Raw genomic sequence first — 25,735 nt, forward strand, 5'->3', positions numbered from 1 at the left:
TTACCGATGTATAACCATCGGATTGACCGGTACGGAAACCGAATTAGCACAATTATTGACATGGCAAAGTTCGGGGAGTACCGGCTTTTTTTCGGTCCCCCCTCGTAAAAGAACATCCTCCGCCCTGAACTGGAAGATGACCGCTCGTTCGCGGACATAACAAAACGATGAGGTTTTACATGCGTAAAATTAAAGGGTTACGTTGGTACATGATTGCACTGGTGACGCTTGGCACCGTGCTGGGTTACCTGACACGTAACACTGTGGCGGCAGCTGCGCCAACTCTGATGGAAGAGTTACACATCTCCACTCAACAGTATTCCTATATCATCGCAGCGTATTCTGCTGCTTACACCGTAATGCAACCCGTTGCCGGCTACGTGCTCGATGTGCTCGGCACAAAAGTTGGTTACGCGATGTTCGCCGTTCTGTGGGCCGTCTTCTGTGGCGCGACCGCACTGGCTGGCAGTTGGGGTGGACTGGCGCTGGCGCGTGGCGCGGTAGGTGCCGCTGAAGCCGCAATGATCCCTGCGGGTTTGAAAGCCAGTTCTGAGTGGTTCCCGGCAAAAGAACGTTCAATTGCCGTTGGGTACTTTAACGTCGGCTCTTCTATCGGTGCGATGATTGCTCCGCCGCTGGTCGTCTGGGCAATCGTCATGCACAGCTGGCAGATGGCATTCATTATTTCCGGTGCGCTGAGCTTCATCTGGGCGATGTGCTGGCTTGTGTTCTACAAACACCCGCGCGACCAGAAAAAGCTGTCTGATGAAGAACGTGATTACATTCTGAATGGTCAGGAATCACAGCATAAAAACAACACCTCGAAAAAAATGTCGCTCGGTCAGATCCTGCGTAACCGCCAGTTCTGGGGCATCGCACTGCCGCGTTTCCTGGCAGAGCCGGCCTGGGGTACCTTCAACGCCTGGATCCCGCTGTTCATGTTTAAAGTCTACGGCTTTAACCTGAAAGAGATTGCGATGTTTGCCTGGATGCCGATGCTGTTTGCTGACCTGGGCTGTATCGTTGGGGGCTACTTACCGCCGCTGTTCCAGCGCTGGTTCGGCGTTAACCTGATCGTTTCACGTAAAATGGTCGTCACCATGGGCGCATTGCTGATGATTGGCCCAGGGATGATTGGTCTGTTCACCAGCCCGTACATTGCTATCGCCCTGCTGTGCGTTGGCGGCTTTGCTCACCAGGCGCTGTCCGGTGCTCTGATTACGCTTTCTTCTGACGTATTTGGTCGTAATGAAGTGGCAACGGCAAACGGCCTGACCGGTATGTCCGCCTGGCTTGCAAGTACGCTGTTTGCACTGGTTGTTGGCGCACTGGCTGACACTATCGGCTTTAGCCCGCTGTTCGCCGTACTGGCGGTCTTCGACCTGCTCGGCGCACTCGTTATCTGGACGGTCTTGCAAAACAAATCGGCCAGCGAGGTCGACTCGGGATCACAGACTGGCGATCCCGCTCCGCAAAATTAACCCGCTGTTTTTCATCAAGGGTATATAATGCGAAGCCGCCAGTCATCTGGCGGCTTTTTTATCGCCGCGAGTGGAGCAGTAATCGCAAAAGTGGTATAACAAATATAGTCTGCCGTATCATGCCTGGAGCGCATATGGAAATCACCGAACCACGACGTTTGTACCAACAACTTGCAGCTGATCTGAAAGAACGCATTGAGCAAGGCGTCTATCTGGTGGGTGACAAACTCCCTGCCGAGCGCTTTATCGCCGATGAAAAAAATGTCAGCCGTACCGTGGTTCGTGAAGCAATTATCATGCTCGAGGTAGAGGGTTACGTTGAGGTGCGCAAAGGATCGGGGATCCACGTCATTTCCAACCAACCCAGACATTATGTTGCGCCAGATGAAAACCTGGAATTTGCCAGCTACGGTCCTTTCGAGCTGCTCCAGGCGCGTCAGCTCATTGAGAGTAACATTGCCGAGTTTGCTGCCACCCAGGTGACCAAACAGGACATCATGAAGCTGATGGAGATTCAGGAGAAATCACGAAACGAAAAAAGCTTTCGTGACTCCGAGTGGGATCTCCAGTTCCATGTGCAGGTCGCCCTGGCAACGCAGAACTCGGCTCTGGCCGCGATTGTTGAAAAAATGTGGACTCAGCGCATTCATAACCCCTACTGGAAGAAACTGCACGACCACATCGACCTGCGCACGGTTGATAACTGGTGTGATGACCATGACCAGATCCTTCGGGCGCTGATTCGCAAAGATCCTCATGCCGCCAAACTGGCGATGTGGCAGCATCTTGAGAACACGAAGCAGATGCTGTTTAACGAAACCAGCGATGATTTTGAGTTCAATGCGGACCGTTATCTATTTACCGAAAATCCGGTCGTTCACCTCGATACAGCGGCTAACAGCGCAAAATAAACAATCTTATCAATGCAGGCGCGACCACGCGCCTGTTTCTGACACTTGGTAAGCATTAGGTATAAAATGTCAGCCTGTGTAAATCCTCTCGCCACCCTCCATTGCGATAAGCAAAATCACAGTTCAACAACCGTAATTTCTATAACGGACTACGTTGACCTTTGTTACAATTAGATGCTGTTTGAATTTTTGTGTTTAAGAGCTTGCTAACTTCACAACTTTACAGGGAATAGTTCAGGCCGTGAATTTGTATCAAACCGCGAGTCATGTAAAAAATATTAATAAAATCGTGGTGTTACAAAAACCAGAAAACCGGCATGACGACAACCGATTCTCCAGGAATATTGAATGGAACTACTGACTCAATTACTAAATGCTTTATGGGCTCAGGATTTTGAAACGCTGGCCAATCCTTCCATGATTGGCATGCTCTATTTTGTACTCTTTACCATTTTGTTTCTGGAAAACGGACTGCTGCCAGCAGCCTTTTTACCTGGCGACAGTTTGCTGGTACTGGTCGGCGTACTTATTGCCAAAGGCGCAATGGGTTTTCCGCAAACGGTGCTACTACTCACCACCGCAGCCAGCCTCGGTTGCTGGCTCAGCTATATACAAGGTCGATGGTTGGGCAATACCCGCACAGTGCAAAACTGGTTATCTCATCTTCCTGCACATTACCATCAGCGTGCGCATCATCTGTTCCATAAGCATGGCTTGTCTGCGCTGCTGGTCGGTCGCTTTATCGCGTTTGTCAGAACATTACTGCCGACCATCGCAGGATTGTCCGGCCTGAACAATGCGCGCTTTCAGTTCTTCAACTGGATGAGCGGACTGCTTTGGGTCCTTATTCTCACATCGCTGGGCTATCTGCTGGGCAAAACACCGGTGTTTCTCAAATATGAAGATCAGCTGATGTCTTGCCTGATGCTGCTTCCTGTGGTGTTACTGGTGTTTGGTCTGGCAGGTTCACTGGTTGTTCTTTGGAAAAAGAAATACGGGAACCGAGGGTAAATTATGCTGAAATCATGCATAACGCTCCGACGACTTGCCTGGTCCACCACTTTTATGTTGTTCATCGGCGCGTTGCTCCTGACCTGGTCGGTCATTCGCCAGCAGGAGTCAACGCTTGCCATTCGTGCCGTAAACCAGGGAGCCAGCATGCCTGATGGCTTCTCTATCTGGCATCACCTGGATGCCAACGGCATTCGTTTTAAAAGCATCACTCCGCAAAATGACGCCCTGCTGATTACCTTTGATTCCAGTGCACAGAGCGCAGCGGCGAAGGTCGTACTGGATCGAACGTTACCGCACGGTTTCGTTATCGCTCAGCAGGATGATAATAATCAGGCGGTTCAGTGGTTATCCCGCTTACGTGAGACCCCACACCGTTTTGGTTAATTTCCAGGAATCTGAATTAGATCACTCACTTTGGTGATTTCACCGTTTAGCGCCTATGATTAATAAACTGGGTTTATGACCCAACGCTTTATTATTCTGGAGCATCGACCCTAAACGACGAGGTCGAATCACAATGGAAGGTTCAAGAATGAAATACCGCATCGCTTTGGCAATTAGCCTTTTCGCTCTCAGTGCCGGCAGCTACGCCACCACCCTCTGTCAGGAAAAAGAACAAGACATTCAGCGGGAGATTAGCTATGCCGAAAAACACAACAATCAGAGCCGTATCAATGGGCTGAACAAAGCACTGAGCGAAGTCAGAGCAAACTGTACTGACAGCAAACTGCGCGCCAACCATCAGAAAAAAATCGCCGAGCAGAAAAATGAGATTGCCGAGCGTCAACGTGACTTAGCCGAAGCTAAGCAAAAAGGCGATGCGGAAAAAATCGCAAAGCGCGAACACAAGCTTGCTGAAGCTCAGCAAGAGCTAAAAGAACTCGAGACCCGCGATTACTAAGTACGGTAACTAGCCACTCAACTGGAGAAAACTATGTCGAAAGATAATGCTACGGAAAACCTGCGCGCTGAGCTGAAATCTCTTGCGGATACGCTTGAAGAAGTACTTAGCTCCTCTGGCGATAAGTCGAAGGAAGAGATGAGTAAAATTCGCAGCAAAGCCGAACATGCGCTGCGCGAGAGCCGCCATCGTCTGAGTGAAACCAGCGATGTAATTGCCAAACAGACCCGTGAGGCCGCGGCTAAAGCCGATAACTACGTGCGCGAAAACCCATGGACAGGCGTCGGCATTGGCGCTGCAGTCGGTGTGGTGCTTGGTGTACTGCTGTCGCGCCGTTAACAATGGCTGATTCTCAACACGCACAAGGTCCAGGCAAAGGCGTACTGGGTATTGGACAGCGGATCCTGACGATTCTCGTTGAGATCGTAGAAACACGGCTGCGGCTGGCCGTCGTTGAGCTGGAAGAGGAAAAAGCCAATCTCATCCAGATCCTGCTGATGCTTGGGCTGACTATGCTGTTCGCGGCGTTTGGCCTGATGAGCCTGATGGTGCTTATCATCTGGGCCATTGACCCTCAATACCGCCTGAACGCCATGATTGCCACCACCGTTGTGCTGTTGCTGTTAGCGCTGATTGGCGGGATATGGACGCTGCGTAAAGCACGCAAAACAACGCTGCTACGCCATACACGCCAGGAACTCGCTAATGACAGGCAAGCCCTGGAGGATGATGCATAATGAGCAGCAAAGTCGAACGTCAAAAGCGTAAGGCGCAACTGCTTGGACAGATCCAGCAGCAACGGCTGGATCTGTCTGCGACTCGCCGCGACTGGCTGGAAGCCACCGAGGTCTACGATCGTGGCTGGAAGACGCTACTGAACCTGCGTGGCTGGGTGTTGGTCGGGAGCAGTATTATGGCGGTTCGCACCATCCGCAACCCGAATCTGCTGGTACGCTGGGCTAAGCGCGGCTTTAGCGTCTGGAGCATCTGGCGTTTGGTGAAATCAACCATCAGACAGCAGCAACTGCGCGGCTAATCCTTTCCTTACCCCCAACCTCAAAATTTTTGAAAAATACTGACAGTTTTCCTTGCTAACAATTCTCATTAAGCACGTTTATGATTCTCTCCATCGACAGCAACGACGCGCTCTGCAGCGTCGATGCACAAAAAAACACAATAAGCCGCCTGAGTGGTTTCCTGGAGAGTATGATGAAGAAATTAGAAGATGTAGGTGTACTGGTAGCGCGCGTTCTGATGCCAATCCTGTTTATTACCGCAGGTTGGGGAAAAATCACCGGATATGCGGGTACCCAACAGTACATGGAAGCCATGGGCGTCCCAGGATTTATGCTGCCGCTGGTGATTCTGCTTGAGTTTGGCGGCGGTCTGGCAATTCTGTTCGGTTTCCTGACCCGTACAACCGCGCTGTTCACCGCAGGCTTCACATTGCTGACGGCGTTCCTCTTCCACAGCAATTTTGCGGAAGGTGTGAACTCTCTGATGTTCATGAAAAACCTGACCATCGCAGGCGGTTTCCTGCTGCTGGCTATCACCGGTCCAGGCGCATTTAGTATTGACCGCGTGCTGAATAAAAAGTGGTAATCAAACTATACTGAACACATCAAAAAGCGAGGAGATATCTCCTCGCTTTTGCTATCTGAGGAGGCGAAAATCATGGGACAACTGATTGACGGCGTCTGGCATGACACCTGGTACGATACCAAATCAACCGGTGGAAAATTTCAACGTTCTGCATCGGCTTTCCGTAACTGGCTCACCGCGGATGGCGCGCCTGGCCCGACCGGTGAAGGTGGCTTTGCTGCCGAAAAAGACCGCTATCATCTGTACGTTTCTCTGGCCTGTCCGTGGGCGCATCGCACGCTGATTTTGCGCAAACTCAAAGGGCTGGAACCGTTTATTTCCGTTTCTGTTGTGCATCCGCTGATGCTGGAAAACGGCTGGACCTTTGACGATAACTTCCCGGCGGCAACTGGCGATACCCTGTATCAGCACGAATTTCTTTATCAGCTCTATTTACACGCCGATCCGCACTACAGCGGTCGGGTCACCGTTCCGGTGCTGTGGGATAAAAAGAACCACACTATTGTCAGCAACGAATCTGCAGAAATCATCCGCATGTTTAACACCGCGTTTGATGCGCTGGGCGCGAAAGCCGGAGATTACTATCCCCCTGCCCTGCAAAGCAAAATCGACGAGCTGAACGGCTGGATTTATGACAACGTTAATAACGGCGTGTATAAAGCCGGATTTGCCACCAGTCAGGAAGCCTACGACGACGCCGTGGATAACGTCTTTCAATCTCTGGCACGGCTGGAGCAGATCCTTGGGCAACATCGCTACCTGACCGGCGACCAGTTAACCGAGGCCGACATTCGCCTGTGGACCACGCTGGTACGCTTTGATCCCGTGTATGTCACCCACTTCAAGTGCGACAAACACCGGATTAGCGACTATCTGAACCTGTACGGTTTCCTGCGTGATATCTACCAGATGCCGGGTATTGCGGAAACCGTCAATTTCGATCATATCCGCAATCACTACTTCCGTAGCCACAAAACCATTAACCCGACCGGCATTATTTCTGTTGGGCCGTGGCAGGACCTCAACGAACCTCATGGGCGTGACGAGCGTTTCGCATGATTTACACAGGCCCCCATTTGGGGGCTAAATAATTAATACCGTAAATATTTACCATCATTTCATTCACAGCTATTCTTAATTTGATTACTTTAAAAACAAGTAATTGAATGCAGAATGAGGCAAAAATGGATTGGTATTTAAACGTATTAAAGAATTACTTTGGTTTTGGTGGCCGCGCGCGTCGTAAAGAATACTGGATGTTTGTGCTGGTCAACATCATCTTCACATTCGTGCTGGGTATTCTGGACAGAATGTTTGGCTGGGAGCGCGCCGGTGGAGAAGGCATATTAACGACGATTTACGGGGTTCTGGTCTTTATTCCGTGGTGGGCGGTACAGTTCCGGCGTTTACATGACACCGATCGTTCAGCCTGGTGGCTACTGGTGCTGCTGATCCCGATCGTAGGCTGGCTGGTGATCATCATTTTCAACTGCCAAAACGGTACTCAGGGGAGTAACCGCTTCGGGCCCGATCCCAAACAGTTATCCTGACGTAGCATATGTAGATGCCTGATGGCGCTGCGCTTATCAGGCCTACAACATACTCCGTCTTCCAGGCCGGATAAGGTGCTTCGCACCGCATCCGGCGTAACAGTCAGGCTATTTACCCGCAAACAGCTTGGGGATTTCCCGCAGACACCAGGATTTCGCCTCGCCCATGCTGTCACGACGCCAGGCCATAATAATATCTATCTCGCTTGTCGATTCCGGACTAACGACCCGCAGCCGACCAGCCGCAATATCCTCTTCCACCAGCGGGTACGGCATCGTCGCCACGCCAAGTCCTGCCAACAGCGCCTGACGTTTATCTTCTATCGTACTCACCGTCAGACGCGGCTGCTTATCAAGCAGTTGAACCGTCAGCACCGGACGTTCACGGGCGGTATCCGCCACCGCGATCCCACGGTATTTAACGCGGGTGACTTCCGATAACGGTTCCGGCTCCTGATGAATGGGATGATCCGGGGCCGCTACATAGACGTTCATCAGCGAGTACAGCTTGCGCGAGTTGATTTCTGAGGATGAGCGAAAATGCATATCCGGCGCAATCACGATATCCGCCCGCCCCTGCTCAAGACGCTCCCACGCCCCGGCCAGAACTTCGGTAATAACGGAAAGCTGGGTATTGGCCTTCCCGGCAAGCCTGTCGATCAGCGGGAAAAACGCCGCCGTCGGCACCAGCGCTTCGGTAACGATAGTCAGATGCGTTTCCCAACCGCGAGCCAATGCTTCGGCATCGGTAGTCAGTTTATCCGCAGCTTCCAGCAGTACGCGCCCGCGCTCCAGCAACATACGCCCAACGTTAGTGAATTTTGTGCGGTGGCCTGAGCGGTCAAACAGCACCACGTCCAGCTCTTCCTCCAGCTTCTGCATGGTATAGCTAAGTGCGGAAGGAACGCGTCCCAGTTCGTCTGCCGCAGCAGCAAAACTACCGCGTCTGTCTATTGCGTCCATGACGCGTAACGCTTCAAGCGTTAAAGCCCTTTCTTTGGCCATCTCGTTCTCATTCAGGAAATTTGAACATACCGGGCAGAATATCTGGCTAACAATGCAGCGTCTAGCCATTTAACATAAAAGGAAGTAAAGAGAGGTCAAGAACTATGATTACTACCCGTACAGCCAAACAATGCGGGCAAGCAGACTACGGCTGGCTGCAGGCCCGTTATACCTTCTCCTTTGGACACTATTTTGATCCTAAACTGCTGGGTTATGCCTCGCTGCGTGTTCTGAACCAGGAAGTTCTGGCACCGGGGGCCTCTTTCCAGCCACGGACCTATCCGAAGGTGGATATCGTCAATCTGATCCTCGAAGGGGAAGCGGAGTACCGAGACAGCGAAGGCAACCATATCAAGGCCAAAGCAGGTGAAGTTTTGCTGCTCGCGACACAGCCCGGGATTAGCTATAGCGAACACAATATCAGCAAAGACAAACCGTTAACCCGGATGCAGCTCTGGCTGGACGCCTGCCCGCAGCGTGAAAACGCCTGTGTACAGAAAGCCACGCTGAGCACCGGTAAGCATCAGCTGCTGGCCTCGCCGGACGGTGAACAAGGCAGCCTGCATCTGCGCCAACAGGTATGGGTGCACCACGTTGAGCTGCAGCAAGGTGAATCGTTGAGTTTTCAGTTACATGGGCCGCGGGCTTATTTACAGTCGATTCACGGCAGATTCCATGCGGTGACGTCTGGCGCCGAAAAAGAAGCGCTCACCTGTGGCGATGGGGCATTTATTCGTGACGAAACTAACATAACGTTAGTCGCCGATACCCCGCTGCGCGCTTTGCTGATAGATTTGCCCGTATAGTCAGGGAAAACAATGGAGTACGACTATTGAGCAAGAAATCATCAAAAAAACGCCAGCCTCAGGTTGAGCCGAAAAAACAGGAAACAGTTACCTTCGGCTATGAAGAAATGCTGACAGAGCTGGAAGCGATTGTGGCCGATGCCGAACTACGGCTGGAAGACGAAGAAGCCGCCTGAACAGGCGGCTTAGACTTATGCCGGGTGGCGCCAACGGCTTACCCGGCCTACAGATTAATGTGCCTTACTGGCCATGATCTCAATAATCTGCTTGTCGGTTTCCTGCATCGAACGACATGCCAGCGCGCACAGGTTAGCGATAGATTGTTCCACGTTATGCGCCACAATCCCTTCGTTGCCGGTTACAGCAGTATCATCCAGCGCCATCAGTACCGCTTTCCACGCCGCGGAAGCACTGGTTGAGACTTTCATCGCGCAGCTGTTTGAAGCGCCATCGCATATCATTCCGCTCACGTCACCAATCATGCTGCTGATCGCCATCGCGATGGTGTTGTAGCGACCATCTACGATCCATGCCATCCCCGCAGCTGCCCCCATCGCCGCCGTAGTTGCCGCACACAGTGCAGACAAACGCGGAAGCTGATGATGGATGTAGATAGCGCTCAGATGAGACAACATTAGCGCACGTGCCAGTTTCTCCTCATCCGCGCCAAAGTGCTCAGCCACCACCATCACCGGAACAGTCGCGGTAATGCCCTGATTACCGGAGCCGGAGTTGCTCATGGCCGGCAGCGTCGCCCCGCCCATTCGCGCATCCGATGCCGCACTGGTGCGGATCAGAATAGAGGTGGAGAGATCGTTCGCCAGCAGGCCACGCGCACACTGCTTCTCAAGCGTGGTTCCGATGTGCAAACCCCAGTTACCGCGCAGCCCTTCCTGAGACAGCGCACCGTTCAGTTTTGCCGCATCGAGAATGAAGCGGATTGACTCAAACGGTACCGCGTTCACGAACGCCAGAATCTCTTCCAGCGAGGTGTGAGACAGTACCGCCAGCGGCGACTCCTGTTCCTCTTCCTGAGCATTCTGTTCTGTGGTGAACACTACGCCCTTATTGGTCTCGATGTGCACAATGTTGGTATGACCGCCCACAATCGTCACGCACGCCCATCCTTCAGCGCTGTAAACCTTCGCGCGGGAAAAGAGGATGTCCTCGCAAGGCTCCTGCAGCATCACCGCAACCTTGCCAGCGCTCAGCATCGCTTTCGCATCGGCGATCGCTTGTGGTGACGCATCTTTCAGTACCTCTAAACCGGCACGGGCATTTCCCCCCAGCGCACCCAGCGCCGCCGCGACAGGTAACCCGACCATTCCGGTACCCGGCACGGTAACGCCCATGCCGTTTTTCATCAGGTTCGGTGAGACCCACGCGTCAATGCGTTCAACCGCGCCGTCCAGCTCAGAGGATGCAACCGCCGCCGCCAGAGCCAGAGAGATAGGTTCTGTACAGCCCAACGCAGGCTTAACTTCTTCCTGCACCGCGCGGATAAAACTATCCCATAATGGATTCAATGTAGTCTCAAACATAACAACAACCTTTGCTCAAATATCTCAGGAAAATGCCAGGAACGGAGAAACGCACAACAGCAGGCCCGTGAAAATAATCAGATACAGGGAAGCGCCTTTGTATTTGTGCAGTGCAGGAACTTTGTAGACCAGCCAGGCCGGGATCAGACAACCCACCATGCCGAAGATAGGGCTACAAATAGAGGTGAAGCTCAGCACCGGCGCGTTGAGCACAATTGCGCTCCAGGCCAGCAGGATGGCAAAAATCATAATGCCGCGCTGAACAAAGGTTTCGTTGATTTTCTCAGCCGGCATATAGCGGCGCAGAATGTTCATCACGATCCCTTGAGTCGCTTCACGGAAACCTAAGTAGACACCGAAGAAAGCGGTCATAACGGCGAAAATGTTCAGAATAACGCTGACGATTTTCACCCAGCCAGCACCCGCACCATTGATAAATTGCGCGGCAATCGCCAGAGCGGAAATGTTCTGCTCATAAGCTTTAACCGCTTCGTCGTGGCCCATCGCCAACGTGAAGGAAACGGCGTAGAAAAAGACGGTAACAAACAGAATACCGAACGCGATGTTCATGGCACGCAGGGCTTTATGGCGCGCCACTTCGATGGATTTGTTGCGTGAACGGTATGAGATAACCATCGGGCTTAAGGTCTGAATAAACAGAATAGAGGTCAGCGTAAACGGCAGAGTGATGATCGCATTTTTGATCAGCAGCGCCATCGGCGGCAGTGAACCCGCGTTATGCAGATGCCACATCCCTACCATCGACACGCCAAGCGCTGCCACAACCAGCAGCTTGGTCATTACCATGCCGGTGGAGATTTTAAACAGCATTTGTTCCCCGCGTGACGAGATAGCCACCAGGATGCAAATCAGTACCAGGCCATAGAACGGGCTGTCGGACAGTAAACCTTCCGTCACACCAAACGTGTGCAGATAGGAGGCGCTGTCATTGGTGATGGCGGTGGAATAAACGAACATCCAGATAACCAGCATCACAAAATACAACGCACCTAACAGGATGCCCCAGTTCTTACCCAGATAGCCGCTGATCACGCTCGGGTAGTCTTTACACTCTGGGGACTCAGCCAGCGTGTTGATAAACAGGCGCTGGAACAGGTACATGGCTGGGTAGCCGATGATAGAGGAGAGCAAGAACACCCACAGCCCCATCAATCCTACCTGGACAGGAAGAAAAACAATCCCCGCGCCAATTGCCATACCGATACTCATAATGACCCAGCCGGTGTCCGTGCTGTCGAACTTAATGGCTTCACGCCATTCGCTTTCGGTCATTCCCGCCCGACGTGCCGGAGCAGATGCGTCGAGTATTACGCTACTATTCGTTGCCGTTTCCATAATTTCCCGCTCAATGTGTAGGTAGAGGTTTTTATATTTTTTTCGTACTGCATCAATGCGATACGCAGTACTTAGGTGCAGGTGAGCTATTGGAGTAATGAAGAAATCATACGCGCAGGATCAGAGAAAAACTTCACAAACAAACCCCTGTAATTTCTAAAAGTTAAGAAATATTTTCTATTTTATATGCTTATGTAGGATTTAAATTCCATTTTTGAAGCAGATCACAACAAAAAATGCGCGCTAAAGTGCTAATGCTGATCAGTTAACACCTCACCTTCTACGTTTTTTGTTAAAACAGCAAAACAGATTTAACTGGAAGTCAGAGGGTTGAAGCGATGACCCCGGTCCGGCTGAAAATCGATGAGGCGTTGACGGCTGACCGGGACTGCCCGCAGGGATGCGGGCAGAGGGGACGGCCTGCATGGATGCAGGCTCGGCCCCGACCCGACAGGCAGACGGAATAAGACGAATAGCTCGCGCAGCGACGATTTTCCCGCCGGGAGCCCGGGATGCAAGGGAGGCGGCGGTGAGCCTCCCTTGCACGTTCACGGGTAACGGCGTTTCAGAGAGATGACACCGCTGAGGTGAACGGAACCCTGAGCAAGAATCACATACTCACCATACATACTTAGCTGAGAGGTATTACACCAAAGTGCACTTTTTTATCATGCCGTATTGATGAATTCATTGCCGGATGGCGGCGCTTACGCCTTATCCGGCCTACAAACGCACCCTTTCATCTCAGGTACAGACCACTTTAATCGCCAGACCACCGCGTGACGTTTCGCGGTATTTGTCGTTCATATCTTTGCCCGTTTCATACATGGTCTCGATCACTTTATCGAGCGAAACGCGTGGCTCAGATGTGCGACGTAGCGCCATGCGTGCGGCGTTGACGGCTTTTACCGCGTTGATCGCATTACGCTCAATGCAAGGTATTTGCACCTGTCCAGCAACCGGATCGCAGGTCAGCCCCAGGTTATGCTCCATGGCGATTTCCGCCGCAATACAAACCTGCGACGGGCTACCGCCGAGCAACTCGGTCAGCCCGGCTGCCGCCATTGAACAGGCTACGCCAATTTCACCCTGACAGCCGACTTCGGCACCAGAAATAGAGGCGTTCATCTTATACAGCGCCCCTATCGCCCCCGCGGCCAGCAAGTAGCGGGCAATGGAGTTTGCATTCACCGGACGGCGGAACTTGTCGTAATAGGCCAATACGGCAGGGATAATTCCACATGCGCCGTTGGTCGGTGCCGTAACAACCCGGCACCCGGCGGCGTTTTCTTCGCTCACGGCCAGCGCGAACATGTTGATCCAGTCAATAACGTTCATCGGGTCGCTGGACAGGTTATCGCTGGAAACCAGCAACCGGCGTAATGCCACGGCGCGGCGCGGGACGTTCAATGGACCCGGCAGGACGCCTTCGGTGTTCATGCCACGCTCAATGCCGGCGTGCATGACGTCCCAGATGGCGGCAAAACCAGCATCGATTTCTTCTTTGCTACGCATCGCCAGTTCGTTCTGCATCATCAGACCGGAAACGGATAGCCCGTTGCGCTCGCACAGTTTCAGCAGTTCGCTGGCGGAATGAAAATTGTAGGGCACGTGTGCTTCAACATCATGCGCCTGACCAAATTGCTCCTCTTCAACGATAAAACCACCGCCGACGGAGTAATAGGTTTTGCTTAATAGCGTCTCGGTGCCGTTCCATGCGGTGATACGCATGCCATTTTCATGGCGCGGCAGCGTTTCGGCGTGAAAGAGGATATTTTTGTCTGGGGAGAAATCGACAATATGCGTGCCCTCTGCAACCGGTAAACGTCCGGTACGGGCCACTTCCTGAGTAAAACCAGCGATTGAATCTATATTAACGTTTTGCGGACTGTTACCGGCCAGTCCCATCATGATGGCGACATCTGTCGCATGACCTTTTCCGGTCAGGGAAAGTGATCCATAAAGATCGACCACAATATGCGTAGCCTTGGGAAGTTCCCCGCTGCTGACCAACAGATCGATAAAGCTTTTACCTGCGTTCATTGGCCCCACGGTATGGGAGCTGGAAGGTCCAATGCCAATCTTAAAAATATCGAATGCGCTAATCATATCCACACCCTCGGATTGCCGTTCAGTGAAGACCAGGTTTCACACTCATTAAGGATCGGGGCGATCCTGAGATCGCCCCGCAAGGGATTACAGCGTGTCGCCACGTACGGCGATGGCTTCAATCTCCAGCTTCACATCCTTTGGTAAGCGGGCGACCTGTACGCAGCTGCGCGTAGGGTAAATTGCCTTATGCTCATCAAAGAACTGCTGGTACACCTGATTAATGGTGGCGAAGTCGTTCAGGTCAGAAACGAAAACGGTCGTCTTCACGATATCGCTCACTTTCAAACCTGCGGACTCGACGATCGCTTTCACGTTTTCCAGGCTTTGACGCGCCTGATCGGACACGTTTTCAGCCACTTCACCGGTCTGTGGACATACCGGGATTTGACCTGACGTCAACACCATGCTGCCCAGATCCACACCCTGTACGTAAGGCCCAATCGCCCCTGGCGCACATTCGGTTGCAATTACTTTTCTCATAGTCCCTCCGGCGTCAGAGCGCCTGGGTGAAAGTACGTGAAATAACATCCTGCTGCTGTTCGCGGGTCAGCGCGTTGAAGCGCACCGCATAACCAGACACGCGGATCGTCAGGTTCGGATAGTTTTCCGGGTGCTCAATGGCATCCATCAACATTTCACGGTTCATAACGTTAACGTTCAGATGCTGACCACCTTCCACATGTGCTTCATGGTGGAAGTAACCGTCCAGCAGACCGACCAGGTTGGTTTTACGCACTCCATCCTCTTTGCCCAGCGCTGCCGGCACAATGGAGAAGGTGTACGAGATACCGTCTTTGGCATAGGTGAACGGCAGTTTGGCAACCGAGGTTAACGACGCCACCGCACCTTTACGATCGCGGCCGTGCATCGGGTTCGCCCCTGGCGCAAACGGCGTACCTGCGCGACGTCCGTCCGGCGTATTACCGGTTTTCTGTCCGTACACCACGTTGGAGGTAATGGTCAGAATGGACTGCGTCGGCACCGCGTTACGGTAGGTTGGCAACACCTTAATTTTCTTCATAAAGCGTTCGACCAGGTCGCAGGCAATGCTGTCTACGCGCTCGTCGTTGTTGCCGTATTGCGGATAGTCGCCTTCGATTTCGAAATCAACTGCCAGACCATTTTCATCACGAATCGGTTTCACGCGAGCGTATTTGATAGCCGACAGAGAATCCGCCGCCACGGACAGACCCGCCATACCACAGGCCATCGTGCGATAGACATCACGATCGTGCAGCGCCATCAGCGAAGCTTCGTAGCTGTACTTGTCGTGCATGTAGTGGATGATGTTCAGCGCGCTGATGTACTGCACGGCCAGCCAGTCCATAAAGTGGTCCAGGCTCTCCATCACCGTGTCGTAGTCCAGCACGTCATCCATCAGCGGTGCCGTTTTCGGCCCGACCTGGATTTTCAGCTTCTCATCCACGCCGCCGTTGATTGCATACAGCAACGTTTTGGCGAGGTTGGCACGTGCCCCGAAGAACTGCATTTGCTTGCCGATAACCATCGGGCTGACGCAGCAGGCAATGGCATAGTCATCGCTGTCAAAGTCGGCACGCATCAGATCGTCGTTTTCATACTGCAAAGACGAGGTGATGATAGACACCTGGGCGGCGTACTTTTTGAAGGCTATCGGTAGCTGCTCAGACCACAGCACCGTCAGGTTCGGCTCAGGTGCCGGGCCCATGGTGTGCAGCGTATGCAGATAGCGGAACGAGTTTTTGGTCACCAGCGTGCGGCCATCCAGTCCCATACCGCCGATAACTTCGGTCGCCCAGATTGGGTCGCCTGAGAACAGGGTGTCGAATTCCGGCGTACGCAGGAAGCGCACCATACGGATCTTCATAATGAAGTGGTCGATCAGCTCCTGCGCCTGCTGCTCGTTTAAAATTCCCGCTTTGAAGTCGCGCTCAATGTAGATGTCGAGGAACGATGCGGTACGGCCCAGCGACATAGCGCCACCGTTCTGCGATTTCACCGCAGCCAGGTAAGCAAAATACACCCACTGCACCGCTTCCTGCGCATTACGCGCCGGACGGGAGATATCGCAGCCGTATTTCGCCGCCATTTCCTGCATTTGCAGCAGGGCGCGACGGTGTTCAGACAGCTCTTCGCGAAGACGAATCGTGGCTTCAAGATTCTGGCCCCACTCCAGGTTCGACTGGAGATCGGCAAACTGCAGTTCACGCTCACGCACCAGATAGCGGATACCGTACAGCGCGACGCGGCGATAATCACCGATGATACGACCACGACCGTAACCATCCGGCAGGCCGGTCAGCACGCCGGATTTACGGCAGCGCAGCATATCCGGAGAGTAGGCGTCGAATACGCCCTGGTTATGGGTTTTACGCAGTTCAGTAAACTGGTATTCAAAATCAGCATCCATCTCACGACCATAAGCATCAAAAGAGCTTTTGATCATATTGATGCCGCCAAACGGATGCAGAGCACGCTTGAGCGGCTTATCCGTTTGTAGACCGACGATTTTTTCCAGTTCTTGTTCAATATAACCGGCGTCATGCGCGGTTATCGTGGTCGCAATATTGGTATCGAAATCAACCGGCGCGTGCGTCGAGTTTTCAATACGGATGCCCGCCATAACTTTTTCCCACAATGCAGTGGTCGCAGGCGTTGCTTCGGCGAGGAAAGATTCATCCCCTTCATAAGGCGTATAGTTGTGCTGAATAAAATCACGGACATTAATTTCTTCTTTCCAGTCCGTACCTTTAAAGCCATTCCAGGCTTCGGCATACAGCATATCGCTGGTATCGATATTTACCTTCATGAAAAATAATCTCTCTGCTGAAATTTAATTATGCAAATTCTACTGGTGTATTAATTTTGCCTAAGGCAATGGCATCACGCGCAATCATTTTCTCTTCATTTGTGGGAATAACCGCACAAATAACACGAGCATCTTTATTAGAGATAATTCTTTCGCCATGGGAATTTGGCAGGCTATTCATTTCGCTGTCGATATTCACCCCTAAAACGGCGAGATGTTCAATAACCAGACGACGAATTAATACCGAGTTCTCACCAATTCCGCCGGTGAAAATAATCCCATCAAGACGATGCAGCGATGCGGCATGTCCGGCGATATGGCGTGCAATACGATGCACAAACGTTTTAATCGCCAGCTGCGCACGCTCATGTCCTTCGTGCCAGGCTTTTTCTAACGTACGTAAGTCAGAGGACAGACCGGAAATACCCAGTAAACCGGACTCTTTATTCACTACGCGCTCAAGGTCGCTCAGCGTCTGGTTGGTTTCGCTGGCAATCCACGCCATCGCGCCGAAATCGACGTCGCCGCTGCGTGTGCCCATCATCAGCCCTTCCAGCGGCGTCATGCCCATAGAGGTATCAACGCTCTGTCCATTACGTACCGCACAGATTGACGCGCCGTTCCCCAGGTGCGCCACAACCAGACCAGAGTCATCATGTTGCAGCTCGAGAAGCTCATGCGCTCGCTGAGAAACATAGCGGTGCGACGTGCCGTGGAAGCCATAACGACGAACGCCCAACTCCTCAAAATATTTCCATGGTAAACCGTACAGATAGGCTTCTGGGGCCATCGTCTGGTGGAAGCTGGTATCAAATACCGCCACCTGCTGCACGCCTGGGAAAAGGTGCTGAGCAGATTCGATCCCACTCAGGTTCGCATAATTATGTAACGGAGCTAGCGGCGATACCCGACGAATATTATCGATAACTTCGTCAGTAATAATTGCTGATTCGGTAAAGATATTTCCGCCGTGGGCAATGCGGTGGCCAATTAAGGCCACACTGTCCATTAAATTACGTTTCTCTAGTTCAACGGCAATTGCTTTTAATGCGTCTTCGTAGCTGTGGTGAGCCAGCTTAGCTGGCTCTCCCCCATTAATTGCTATGAACGCATTTTCAGAGTTAATACCGTCTGCAATTCCCGCCATTAAAACTTCACAGTTTGCTGCATCCAGCACTGAGAATTTAATGGAAGACGAACCACAGTTAATAACCAGTACTACCGGAAACTCATTCATTTCACTACTCCGCTCATCCTGAGCTTAAGGATTAAAACAGTTTGTAGACGATGTTCAGGATGGTCAGCAGACCAATCACGGTAACAAACACGTTATCCAGACGGCCACGGTATTTCGCCAGTGATGGCGCTTTACGAATGGCATACATCGGCAGCAGGCAGAGCAGAGAGGCAATAATCGGCGCGCCCATTGCTTCAATCAGGTCCAGGATGTTCGGGTTGGCGTAAGCCACAACCCAGGTGGAGCCCATGATGAAGATCATGCTGATGGTATTAAGTTTGCCGGCAGAAACTTTCGTTTTATCGCCTTTATAACCAAACTTCAGCACCAGACCGTTCAGACCTTCCAGCGTGCCCAGATAGTGGCCGAAGAAAGATTTGAAGATAGCAACCAGGGCGATGATTGAAGCACCGTACTCCAGAACAGTTGCGAAGGTGGACTTCGTACCGGACAGTGAAGCGAAGTGGTTTGCCAGGTAAGACAGCACAGGAATGTTTTGCGCTTTCGCATCCGCCATGTTTGCCGGAGAGAGCGTGAACAGGCAGCTAAAGGCGAAGAACATTACCACCGCAACCATCAGCATACTGGCGCGGGAGATGATTTTGGAACACTTCTGCTCGGTAAATTCACGACCGTAATCTTTCTCATACTCTTCACGTTTAGAGACGACGAAGGAAGAAACGATTGGCGAGAAGTTGAAAGAGAACACCATGATGGAAATACCCAGCCATACGGTAACCAGGATGCCGTCATGGCCAGTCAGGGCGATATTGCTGATATCAACCTGATCGATAACCGCAGAGTTCCAGTAAGGAATCAGTGACAGAGAGATAAGCACCAGGCTGGCAATGAACGGCCATACCAGGTAGCTCATCACTTTAACCATCAGATCTTTACCAAACCAGATGACGAATGCCATCAGCAGCAACAGGAACAATGCCACGAAGCCACGGTTCAGCGCGGGCATCTGCAGCTGGTTTTCCCAGAAGGTCATAAAGGTGTTGGTAATGGTGACGCCATAAATCCACAGCAGCGGACAAATCGCAAAGAAGTAGAGGAACGTGATAACCACGCCGCCCGTTTTACCAAAGTGCTCTTCAACCGTTTCTGTGATGTTGCCGGAAGGGTTAGAACCGGAAAGACACAGGCGTGCCAGCGCACGGTGGCAATAGAAAGCGATGGGGTATGCTAACACCAGCATGATCAGAATGGGGATCAGTCCGCCAAAACCTGCGCGGATAGGGAAGAACAGCACCCCAGCGCCGATGGCTGTACCAAATAAACCCAGTGTCCAGGTGGTGTCCGATTTGCGCCAGGACGACTGTTTTGTCTGGCTGGATACAATGCTATCAGTAGTACTCATATCCTATCCTCAACGAAGTATATTAAGCGTCAACTAAACCAGTAATTTGAGATACACGAGAAAGGTCGATATTACCGCCAGAAATAATGCTGACTGTTTTTCTGTTCTGGATATAGCTATCTAATTTCCCGCTTAATAATGCTGCGCATGCCAGCGCGCCGGCACCTTCAGTCACAACTTTATTTCGCTGAATTAATGCCACCATGCTGTTGCGAATTTCATCTTCGCTGACCAGGACAATGTCATCCACCAACTCACGAACAATTTCATACGTTAAAGTACCCGGGCGGGAAACGTCACAACCATCCGCCAGGGTGCCGGTCGTTCGGTGCGTGGTTATTTCTCCAGCGTGGAAAGAAGCCGCCATGCCGTGAACGTTTTCAGACTGTACGCCAATAATTTTAATGGTCGGGTTAATAGATTTAATTGCCACCGCAATACCAGCAATCAGTCCACCACCGCCAATTGGCACAATCACGTTATCGACATCGTACAAGTCTTCCAGAATTTCCAGACCAATAGTGCCCTGACCAGCAATAACTTTCGGGTCATCATAGGGTGGAATAAAGATGCGGCCTTCAGTTTCCACAATCTCGCTAACCTTAGCGATGGTGTCGTTGAAGTTGTCGCCGTGCAGTACAACTTCTGCGGAATAATCGCAGGTTGCCGCTACTTTAGACTTCGGTGCGCCTTTCGGCATCACCACTTTGCCGTCGATTCCGAGCATAGCGCAGGAGAGAGAAACACCTTGCGCGTGGTTACCTGCAGAGCAAGCCACCACGCCCTTACATCTTTCAGCTTCGGTTAATGAACTGAGCTTGTTAAAAGCACCACGGATTTTAAATGAACCGGTACGCTGCATGTTTTCAAACTTGAGGAAAATTTCCCCTTTGCAACGTTCACTAAAATAGTTAGAGCGAGGCATTCCCGTTTTATAAATTTTCCCCGCAAGTCTTTTTTTCGCTTCGAGGATATCTTCAATTGCAACTGGGAGATCGTATGTAATGTGCATTAGAACCTCTTACCTGGGTATTAAAGTAAATAGATAGCCGTGACCATTGTCAGATATAGACAAATGGCGTTTATTTCGTGTTAAAACAAATTTAATTTTTAATCAATTTCAATTAATTGCCTTCGTCTCCGACAATTATATGATGAATACTCTTTGGCTAATTCCACCAAAATAGATGCTGCTTTTTTAATTCGATAATTTTTCGACCACACGGCGGCATAACGCGCGACGGGTAAGGTTTCTTCTACCGGGATAGTAATAAACTGGTTTGAGCCAAACGGAGTGGTCATATCGCAGGGAATTACTGTTAAGAAATCAGCATTGAGAACAAGATTATAAATCGTAACGACAGAGTCTGTTTTAACGATGTTTTCACTGCTGATGCCATTATTCTGTAACGTGGTAAGAAGTTCGCTGTAGTACCCCATATTCGTTTGTGGCAACACCCACTGTTCGTTTTTCAACGCGCTCAGCGAGGTGATGCCGGTGCATGTTCGGGACTTGCTGGCAACCAGGATAAAGTCTGACTCAAAGAGCGGCTCAACATGCAGATCGTGCAGTTTCATCTCATCACTCAGCGTACCGATGGCGAAATCCAGACGTCCGTCACGAATCGCCGGTAAGAAGGAGGAGAGCTGAGCTTCATACATAGAAACCTGCGCTTTCGGGAACACTTCTTTGAATTTTTTAATCATGCCGGACATGATGGTGAAGGCAATCAGTGAAGGAAAGCCAAACGACACATCAACGACCGCATTGCTCGTCATACTGTTCATCTCATCAACCATGTTTTTCATTTCACGGGTAATAGATTCAGACCATGAGAGCATCACCTGACCTGCCTGAGTCAATGTCACACCAGTATTTTTACGTACAACTAACTCAATACCAAAATAAGCCTCAACATCATTGATGATTTTACTGACAGCGGGTTGGGTTAAACCTAATTCTTTTGCAGCTGAGCCGATAGAACCGCTTCTAATGACTTCCTGAAAGACCACTAAGTGCTGTGTTTTAGGGAGTGTAATAGTATTCATATCGACCTGCGTTAATTACTTTGTTGACGGCAGGAAGTGTACCAAATTAAGCCAACGAGGATATGTGCGACCACTCACAAATCCCCTTCCCTTACATTTTGTAAGATTATTATTAAATTGATAATTTCTTATTAATCATAGAGATAGAAAATACCAATCTCACTTAACCCTGACTTTAATCAAAAAAAGATGGGGGGATAACGATTTTTTATGGCTATAACGACATCATTTTTGTTGTTATTTCTTCGAACCACGAAAGGCTATATTTCAATCAATTACCGAGTAATTATCGGTAAAAATGGCGCTTAAATTTAATAAGTAATTTATCAAATATAATTATATTTTATCGTTTATGGTGTTTAAATAACGCCATGCATCACATTTTTTTGCCTTGTTTGTTTATAAAGAAACATTGCATTTATCAATATTTAAACCAATTAAAACAAATGACCACTATTAGCAACATTACATTAACACTGGTTTTGCGCATTTTGTCAGCAACTAATTTTGTGATGGCGATCTATTGCGCGTGATTATTCTCAGTAAAAACGTATCGCGTAGCGTTTTGTGTTGACAGTCACAAAATCAGAAATCTCTTTTAGAGACCTATATACCATTTGTATCCAAATCGTCTCGATTATCACCTTCCAGTAGTAGTCACTGCATAAAAGAAAGCCACCAGGAAATGAGTGCGGAATAGAGTCCCGAGAACATTTCCATGTCAGTTAACATGCGCACCTGACCACACTAACGGTGATGGAGGGGTATGGCTAATTGGCAAGTGTTTCTTTACGGGCAATAGAGAGTTCTCCCCATCGGACAATCGTTAGCTCCCCCTTTATTGATACTCGCAAGAAGACAAAGTTTGCTCAAGCCAATGCTTTTTAAAGTCATTTTCTTTACATAGATAAAATACCCCTATAGGGGGATATACATTCTAATCATTAAGCATTCTAAAAATTCATTTCATACATTTCCTTTTTAGCTAAGTTTTTGAAATTCGCATCTGCTATTATTTAATTAGGGAGACAACTGAATAATAAAAAATTGAATACGATTCGATTTATTCAGAAAATGATTCTTCCCTATCAGTTGCTATGCCGATTTTAGCGGTTATCCGCATTTATATTATATAAGGATAAAGATTAATGAAACTTGTCAAATCAATTAATAATATTCGCTTAGGAAAGGATTTCAAATTAAAGTTCGGTGAGAACGATCTGACGCTGGATCAAGGTTTCATGTCCGTAGGCGGTAAACTGCCAGCAGCACACGATCTGGTGACTCCAGAACTGGATGTTTTTAAATTACCGAAAGGTGTCAGGAAGATTATTTACACCGTACCATCACTGGATACACCAGTTTGTGAATCCCAAATAAAACAGCTCAGTGAGTCGCTAACTCATGAGGATGTTAGTACTACAAAATATTATGTCATTAGCATCGATACACCATTTGCTCAAAGTCGATTTATCAAAGAGAACAGTATCAGTCCGAAAATCCAATTTGTCTCGGATTATGCAAACCATCGCTTTATGATTGAAACAGGATTACGGATTATTGAATTAAATCTTTTCGCCCGCTCAGTGATTGAGTGTGATGAAACTGATACAGTTCTGAACGTCACAATCCCTGTCGACATCACCCAAATTCCTTAAGTTATTTGCGTACTCCTGGTTGTACAACGCCCGACGACGCATCATAAGACGGTTGAATTCATTTTGAATTTCAGGTTCAACGATATTACCGGGCCTGATCGGGTGTTTTTTTAATCGCGTGTATCTTTTTTTACTCGGTATGCATGGTTTCCATCACTCATAAAATCCCCTCACACCATTCAGAAGATATCTTTCGTTGATCGTGCTTTTTTATGACACCTGAGATGAACATAACTCAAATATTGAGGTTTTAGTTGATGCAATACTACAGCACCAACTCTGCATATTAATATTAGCTGTAATTTTTTCACTATCAGACCAACCCTCTCAAATAAGCATAGAAAAAATCATTACTTGATAATATGTATATTAACCACATAAAAACAAAGGTGCTGCAATGCAAAATTCGATGAACCAAAGAAAATGTTCAGACATGGTGAATTGTAAACAACAAAATGTGAGTAATAGTAACTATTATCAATCAACCGAAGGTGTAGTTTTAAATCATATCTACGTTGCCAATACAACACTCATCAAATTAAGCAAGGGAGAACTCATCATTAACTCCAGCAATAATGATATGCTGAAATGCACTGGAGAAAGCCTTATTCTTATCGAAAAAAACCAAACACTTAACATTAAATGCAGTGATATCGATAATCATTTAGAATTCAAACTAATCGATATTTCATATGAGTTAATGAGTAAAATGTACTCATTGCTGATCACCGGGAACAAACAGGAATATATGTCAGGCGTGCACAAAAGCATAAGCTCGCGCATGCTTTGTTCACCGTTACGTCCAGGGATGAATGAAGCCTTTGACAATGTTTTTGGCTGCCTGCAAAAATCAGAGCGCAGTGAATGTGGGGATTGCACACGCTGTGACACCGGAACTGAAGGTTCACCGCTGGATTTTACGTTAATGTTTCTGCTTTCGGCCTTTACCGCTCACGAGGATGGTATTGGCATACTAATTCGTACGGTTAAATCAAGCCTGAGAGAAAAAGTATATAATATGGTGAAAAATACTCCATCCAAAGTATGGAGCCTGGACGATGTTGCAGCCAGGTTGTATATGAGCCGCTCCACCCTAAAACGTAAACTTGCGATAGAACAAACATCCTTCAGCGAGATCTATCTCGATGCCAGGATGTGTATGGCGGCAAGGCTACTACGTACAGGCGATTATAATATTACTCAGGTTTCAGTGATGTGTGGGTACAACCATACGTCTTATTTTATCACCACATTCAAGAAATACTTCCAGATGACCCCTTATACTTTTATGAGTCTGGTAAACCACTGAAAGTACGCTTCACTATCAATACAATGGCAAACGTTAATCTGGTTGAATTGTCTTCATCAAGCCCCCTTGACCTTTCCATTCTTACAGTAACTAAGCGCCCTCATCATAGCTAAAACCCCATTAATAATTATACTTTAGCGGGACGAGGGCATTCGCCACCGTCTCCTTCATTATTGACTCCGGCCCAACTAAACAGGCAACAGATTAATCGACACATTTTCGTATCGATGCCCATTAATCTATCAACTACGGATACCCCCATTTTCTATTGGTTAATATGGTAAGCTTTATAAGCTAAGGAGGTTAGTATCTTCAGCGCTCATGCTATTAAAAATAAAACATACCAGAATGAAACGCAAAATATTACACATTTAGCTCAACCCTCTATTGAGCCATTGTCTTTCACCATTCAAAAGATAATATGACCACATCCCTTAAGTGCGCTGATTAGCACTTACAGGTAATCACAAAAAGTTAATCCCTGGAGTTAAAATGAAAAAACTATTTATTCTTGGAGCACTGGCTTCGGCGGTAGCATTCTCTTCTGTCGCATCAGCAAACAGCGGTACCATTAATTTTACCGGTACGATTACTTCTGCAACCTGTACGGTAAGTCCGGTTGTGGGAGGTGGTGTAGCAAGCTCAATCGATTTGGGTACGCCGGGCACGGATTTAACCACAGCCAAAACCGTCCAATTTTCACTGACGCCAGCTGGCCCTTCTGCCGCCGACTGTCTGGCTAAAACCGCTGCTGACGTGAGCTGGAGCGCACCAAACATGGATGCAGCAGGACTGGGTAACAGCGGCGGTTCGGCAACCGGCGTATCCCTGCAGCTAAAAGCCAAGAATGCCACGAAAGCTGACGAACTGGTGACCGACACCAACCGTACTATTGCATATGCAGGTACTGGCACCCCAGCCACACCTTTGACAACGTTTGATTACGAAGCTCAGTTGGTTAAAACGGTTAAAAGTGGTACGGTCAGCGCCGGTAGTTTTGCCACTTCAGCATCCTATACCGTAGCCTATAAATAATCGTATTACCCTCATGC

General features: G+C 49.5%; 26 protein-coding genes. 16 read left to right on the forward strand and 10 right to left on the reverse strand.

Annotated features, from left to right (window positions below; translation table 11 throughout):
- Positions 1–179 precede the first annotated feature (179 nt).
- The 11 genes from OGY67_RS11605 (at position 180) to OGY67_RS11655 (ending at position 7,459) form a co-directional block, all read left to right on the forward strand.
- On the forward strand, positions 180–1,481 hold the full coding sequence (locus OGY67_RS11605; protein WP_048215487.1) for an MFS transporter: 1,302 nt from the start codon (positions 180–182) through the stop codon (positions 1,479–1,481).
- A gap of 134 nt (positions 1,482–1,615) precedes the next feature.
- Positions 1,616–2,392: a transcriptional regulator ExuR gene (exuR, locus tag OGY67_RS11610; RefSeq protein ID WP_003828559.1), complete on the forward strand. Its 777-nt coding sequence runs from the start codon at positions 1,616–1,618 to the stop codon at positions 2,390–2,392.
- 348 nt (positions 2,393–2,740) lie between these two features.
- Positions 2,741–3,403 (forward strand): DedA family general envelope maintenance protein YqjA, encoded by a 663-nt coding sequence (gene yqjA, locus OGY67_RS11615; RefSeq protein ID WP_003828561.1) that lies wholly within the window; start codon positions 2,741–2,743, stop codon positions 3,401–3,403.
- Between the two features lie 18 nt (positions 3,404–3,421).
- Complete coding sequence (gene mzrA, locus OGY67_RS11620) at positions 3,422–3,790, forward strand: EnvZ/OmpR regulon moderator MzrA (protein ID WP_162623447.1); 369 nt, start codon at positions 3,422–3,424, stop codon at positions 3,788–3,790.
- A 148-nt stretch (positions 3,791–3,938) separates the two neighbouring features.
- A complete protein-coding gene (locus OGY67_RS11625) occupies positions 3,939–4,307 on the forward strand; it encodes a DUF1090 domain-containing protein (RefSeq protein WP_103284684.1) in 369 nt (122 codons plus the stop codon).
- A gap of 33 nt (positions 4,308–4,340) precedes the next feature.
- Positions 4,341–4,646 carry an ElaB/YgaM/YqjD family protein gene (locus OGY67_RS11630; protein WP_003024832.1) on the forward strand — a complete coding sequence of 102 codons (306 nt, stop codon included), beginning with the start codon at positions 4,341–4,343 and terminating at the stop codon, positions 4,644–4,646.
- 2 nt (positions 4,647–4,648) lie between these two features.
- Entirely contained in the window at positions 4,649–5,044 is a 396-nt protein-coding gene (locus OGY67_RS11635; RefSeq protein WP_003828567.1) for a phage holin family protein, read from the forward strand.
- Positions 5,044–5,343 (forward strand): YqjK-like family protein, encoded by a 300-nt coding sequence (locus OGY67_RS11640; RefSeq protein WP_003828569.1) that lies wholly within the window; start codon positions 5,044–5,046, stop codon positions 5,341–5,343. Before OGY67_RS11635 ends, OGY67_RS11640 begins: the two co-directional genes overlap by 1 nt.
- A 173-nt stretch (positions 5,344–5,516) precedes the next feature.
- Complete coding sequence (locus tag OGY67_RS11645; RefSeq protein ID WP_048236819.1) at positions 5,517–5,909, forward strand: DoxX family protein; 393 nt, start codon at positions 5,517–5,519, stop codon at positions 5,907–5,909.
- Between the two features lie 72 nt (positions 5,910–5,981).
- Positions 5,982–6,968, forward strand: coding sequence for a glutathionyl-hydroquinone reductase YqjG (yqjG, locus tag OGY67_RS11650; protein WP_008785878.1), 987 nt, complete (start codon positions 5,982–5,984; stop codon positions 6,966–6,968).
- 125 nt (positions 6,969–7,093) lie between these two features.
- Entirely contained in the window at positions 7,094–7,459 is a 366-nt protein-coding gene (locus OGY67_RS11655) for a DUF805 domain-containing protein (RefSeq protein WP_008785879.1), read from the forward strand.
- 108 nt (positions 7,460–7,567) lie between these two features.
- Here the strand turns inward: OGY67_RS11655 and yhaJ are convergent, their stop codons facing one another.
- The gene (gene yhaJ / locus OGY67_RS11660) at positions 7,568–8,464 is read right to left on the reverse strand and encodes a DNA-binding transcriptional regulator YhaJ (protein ID WP_003024855.1); all 897 of its coding nucleotides are present in this window, start codon (positions 8,462–8,464) and stop codon (positions 7,568–7,570) included.
- Between the two features lie 104 nt (positions 8,465–8,568).
- Between yhaJ and OGY67_RS11665 the strand changes: the two genes are divergently transcribed.
- On the forward strand, positions 8,569–9,270 hold the full coding sequence (locus OGY67_RS11665; RefSeq protein WP_060683154.1) for a pirin family protein: 702 nt from the start codon (positions 8,569–8,571) through the stop codon (positions 9,268–9,270).
- Positions 9,271–9,296: 26 nt separating this feature from the next.
- Positions 9,297–9,446 (forward strand): protein YhaL, encoded by a 150-nt coding sequence (locus OGY67_RS11670; protein WP_003828578.1) that lies wholly within the window; start codon positions 9,297–9,299, stop codon positions 9,444–9,446.
- A 54-nt stretch (positions 9,447–9,500) separates the two neighbouring features.
- Here OGY67_RS11670 and OGY67_RS11675 read toward each other — a convergent pair whose 3' ends face one another.
- The 9 genes from OGY67_RS11675 to tdcA form a co-directional block, all read right to left on the reverse strand.
- Complete coding sequence (locus tag OGY67_RS11675) at positions 9,501–10,811, reverse strand: L-cysteine desulfidase family protein (RefSeq protein WP_008785880.1); 1,311 nt, start codon at positions 10,809–10,811, stop codon at positions 9,501–9,503.
- A gap of 24 nt (positions 10,812–10,835) precedes the next feature.
- Complete coding sequence (locus OGY67_RS11680) at positions 10,836–12,167, reverse strand: SLC5/6 family protein (RefSeq protein WP_020996346.1); 1,332 nt, start codon at positions 12,165–12,167, stop codon at positions 10,836–10,838.
- A 744-nt stretch (positions 12,168–12,911) separates the two neighbouring features.
- Complete coding sequence (tdcG, locus tag OGY67_RS11685; RefSeq protein ID WP_008785882.1) at positions 12,912–14,276, reverse strand: L-serine ammonia-lyase; 1,365 nt, start codon at positions 14,274–14,276, stop codon at positions 12,912–12,914.
- Positions 14,277–14,363: 87 nt separating this feature from the next.
- Entirely contained in the window at positions 14,364–14,759 is a 396-nt protein-coding gene (locus OGY67_RS11690) for an enamine/imine deaminase (RefSeq protein ID WP_003024870.1), read from the reverse strand.
- 13 nt (positions 14,760–14,772) lie between these two features.
- Entirely contained in the window at positions 14,773–17,067 is a 2,295-nt protein-coding gene (gene pflB, locus OGY67_RS11695; RefSeq protein WP_043017750.1) for a formate C-acetyltransferase, read from the reverse strand.
- Between the two features lie 28 nt (positions 17,068–17,095).
- The gene (gene tdcD, locus OGY67_RS11700; RefSeq protein WP_032945082.1) at positions 17,096–18,304 is read right to left on the reverse strand and encodes a propionate kinase; all 1,209 of its coding nucleotides are present in this window, start codon (positions 18,302–18,304) and stop codon (positions 17,096–17,098) included.
- Between the two features lie 31 nt (positions 18,305–18,335).
- Complete coding sequence (tdcC, locus tag OGY67_RS11705) at positions 18,336–19,667, reverse strand: threonine/serine transporter TdcC (protein ID WP_008785886.1); 1,332 nt, start codon at positions 19,665–19,667, stop codon at positions 18,336–18,338.
- A gap of 22 nt (positions 19,668–19,689) precedes the next feature.
- Complete coding sequence (gene tdcB / locus OGY67_RS11710; protein WP_003828594.1) at positions 19,690–20,679, reverse strand: bifunctional threonine ammonia-lyase/L-serine ammonia-lyase TdcB; 990 nt, start codon at positions 20,677–20,679, stop codon at positions 19,690–19,692.
- 98 nt (positions 20,680–20,777) lie between these two features.
- Positions 20,778–21,716, reverse strand: a complete 939-nt coding sequence (gene tdcA / locus OGY67_RS11715) for a transcriptional regulator TdcA (RefSeq protein ID WP_003828596.1) — start codon at positions 21,714–21,716, stop codon at positions 20,778–20,780.
- A 1,148-nt stretch (positions 21,717–22,864) separates the two neighbouring features.
- On the opposite strand from tdcA, the gene OGY67_RS11720 reads away from it, so the two are divergent.
- The 3 genes from OGY67_RS11720 (at position 22,865) to OGY67_RS11730 (ending at position 25,718) form a co-directional block, all read left to right on the forward strand.
- Positions 22,865–23,374, forward strand: coding sequence for a redoxin family protein (locus OGY67_RS11720; protein WP_159121525.1), 510 nt, complete (start codon positions 22,865–22,867; stop codon positions 23,372–23,374).
- Between the two features lie 397 nt (positions 23,375–23,771).
- The gene (locus OGY67_RS11725) at positions 23,772–24,683 is read left to right on the forward strand and encodes a helix-turn-helix domain-containing protein (protein WP_286573988.1); all 912 of its coding nucleotides are present in this window, start codon (positions 23,772–23,774) and stop codon (positions 24,681–24,683) included.
- Positions 24,684–25,175: 492 nt separating this feature from the next.
- Positions 25,176–25,718 carry a fimbrial protein gene (locus tag OGY67_RS11730; protein ID WP_150345455.1) on the forward strand — a complete coding sequence of 181 codons (543 nt, stop codon included), beginning with the start codon at positions 25,176–25,178 and terminating at the stop codon, positions 25,716–25,718.
- Positions 25,719–25,735 lie beyond the last annotated feature (17 nt).

The sequence above is a fragment of the Citrobacter sp. Cpo015 genome, from assembly GCF_030333035.1.
GTDB classification, from domain to species: Bacteria; Pseudomonadota; Gammaproteobacteria; order Enterobacterales; family Enterobacteriaceae; genus Citrobacter; species Citrobacter portucalensis.

Coding starts and splice junctions, on each gene's coding strand:
- OGY67_RS11605 (WP_048215487.1), top strand. CDS start 180: ATGCGTAAAATTAAAGGGTTACGTTGGTACATGATTGCACTGGTGACG.
- exuR (WP_003828559.1), top strand. CDS start 1,616: ATGGAAATCACCGAACCACGACGTTTGTACCAACAACTTGCAGCTGAT.
- yqjA (WP_003828561.1), top strand. CDS start 2,741: ATGGAACTACTGACTCAATTACTAAATGCTTTATGGGCTCAGGATTTT.
- OGY67_RS11625 (WP_103284684.1), top strand. CDS start 3,939: ATGAAATACCGCATCGCTTTGGCAATTAGCCTTTTCGCTCTCAGTGCC.
- OGY67_RS11630 (WP_003024832.1), top strand. CDS start 4,341: ATGTCGAAAGATAATGCTACGGAAAACCTGCGCGCTGAGCTGAAATCT.
- OGY67_RS11635 (WP_003828567.1), top strand. CDS start 4,649: ATGGCTGATTCTCAACACGCACAAGGTCCAGGCAAAGGCGTACTGGGT.
- OGY67_RS11640 (WP_003828569.1), top strand. CDS start 5,044: ATGAGCAGCAAAGTCGAACGTCAAAAGCGTAAGGCGCAACTGCTTGGA.
- OGY67_RS11645 (WP_048236819.1), top strand. CDS start 5,517: ATGAAGAAATTAGAAGATGTAGGTGTACTGGTAGCGCGCGTTCTGATG.
- yqjG (WP_008785878.1), top strand. CDS start 5,982: ATGGGACAACTGATTGACGGCGTCTGGCATGACACCTGGTACGATACC.
- OGY67_RS11655 (WP_008785879.1), top strand. CDS start 7,094: ATGGATTGGTATTTAAACGTATTAAAGAATTACTTTGGTTTTGGTGGC.
- yhaJ (WP_003024855.1), bottom strand. CDS start 8,464: ATGGCCAAAGAAAGGGCTTTAACGCTTGAAGCGTTACGCGTCATGGAC.
- OGY67_RS11665 (WP_060683154.1), top strand. CDS start 8,569: ATGATTACTACCCGTACAGCCAAACAATGCGGGCAAGCAGACTACGGC.
- OGY67_RS11675 (WP_008785880.1), bottom strand. CDS start 10,811: ATGTTTGAGACTACATTGAATCCATTATGGGATAGTTTTATCCGCGCG.
- OGY67_RS11680 (WP_020996346.1), bottom strand. CDS start 12,167: ATGGAAACGGCAACGAATAGTAGCGTAATACTCGACGCATCTGCTCCG.
- tdcG (WP_008785882.1), bottom strand. CDS start 14,276: ATGATTAGCGCATTCGATATTTTTAAGATTGGCATTGGACCTTCCAGC.
- OGY67_RS11690 (WP_003024870.1), bottom strand. CDS start 14,759: ATGAGAAAAGTAATTGCAACCGAATGTGCGCCAGGGGCGATTGGGCCT.
- pflB (WP_043017750.1), bottom strand. CDS start 17,067: ATGAAGGTAAATATCGATACCAGCGATATGCTGTATGCCGAAGCCTGG.
- tdcD (WP_032945082.1), bottom strand. CDS start 18,304: ATGAATGAGTTTCCGGTAGTACTGGTTATTAACTGTGGTTCGTCTTCC.
- tdcC (WP_008785886.1), bottom strand. CDS start 19,667: ATGAGTACTACTGATAGCATTGTATCCAGCCAGACAAAACAGTCGTCC.
- tdcB (WP_003828594.1), bottom strand. CDS start 20,679: ATGCACATTACATACGATCTCCCAGTTGCAATTGAAGATATCCTCGAA.
- tdcA (WP_003828596.1), bottom strand. CDS start 21,716: ATGAATACTATTACACTCCCTAAAACACAGCACTTAGTGGTCTTTCAG.
- OGY67_RS11720 (WP_159121525.1), top strand. CDS start 22,865: ATGAAACTTGTCAAATCAATTAATAATATTCGCTTAGGAAAGGATTTC.
- OGY67_RS11725 (WP_286573988.1), top strand. CDS start 23,772: ATGCAAAATTCGATGAACCAAAGAAAATGTTCAGACATGGTGAATTGT.
- OGY67_RS11730 (WP_150345455.1), top strand. CDS start 25,176: ATGAAAAAACTATTTATTCTTGGAGCACTGGCTTCGGCGGTAGCATTC.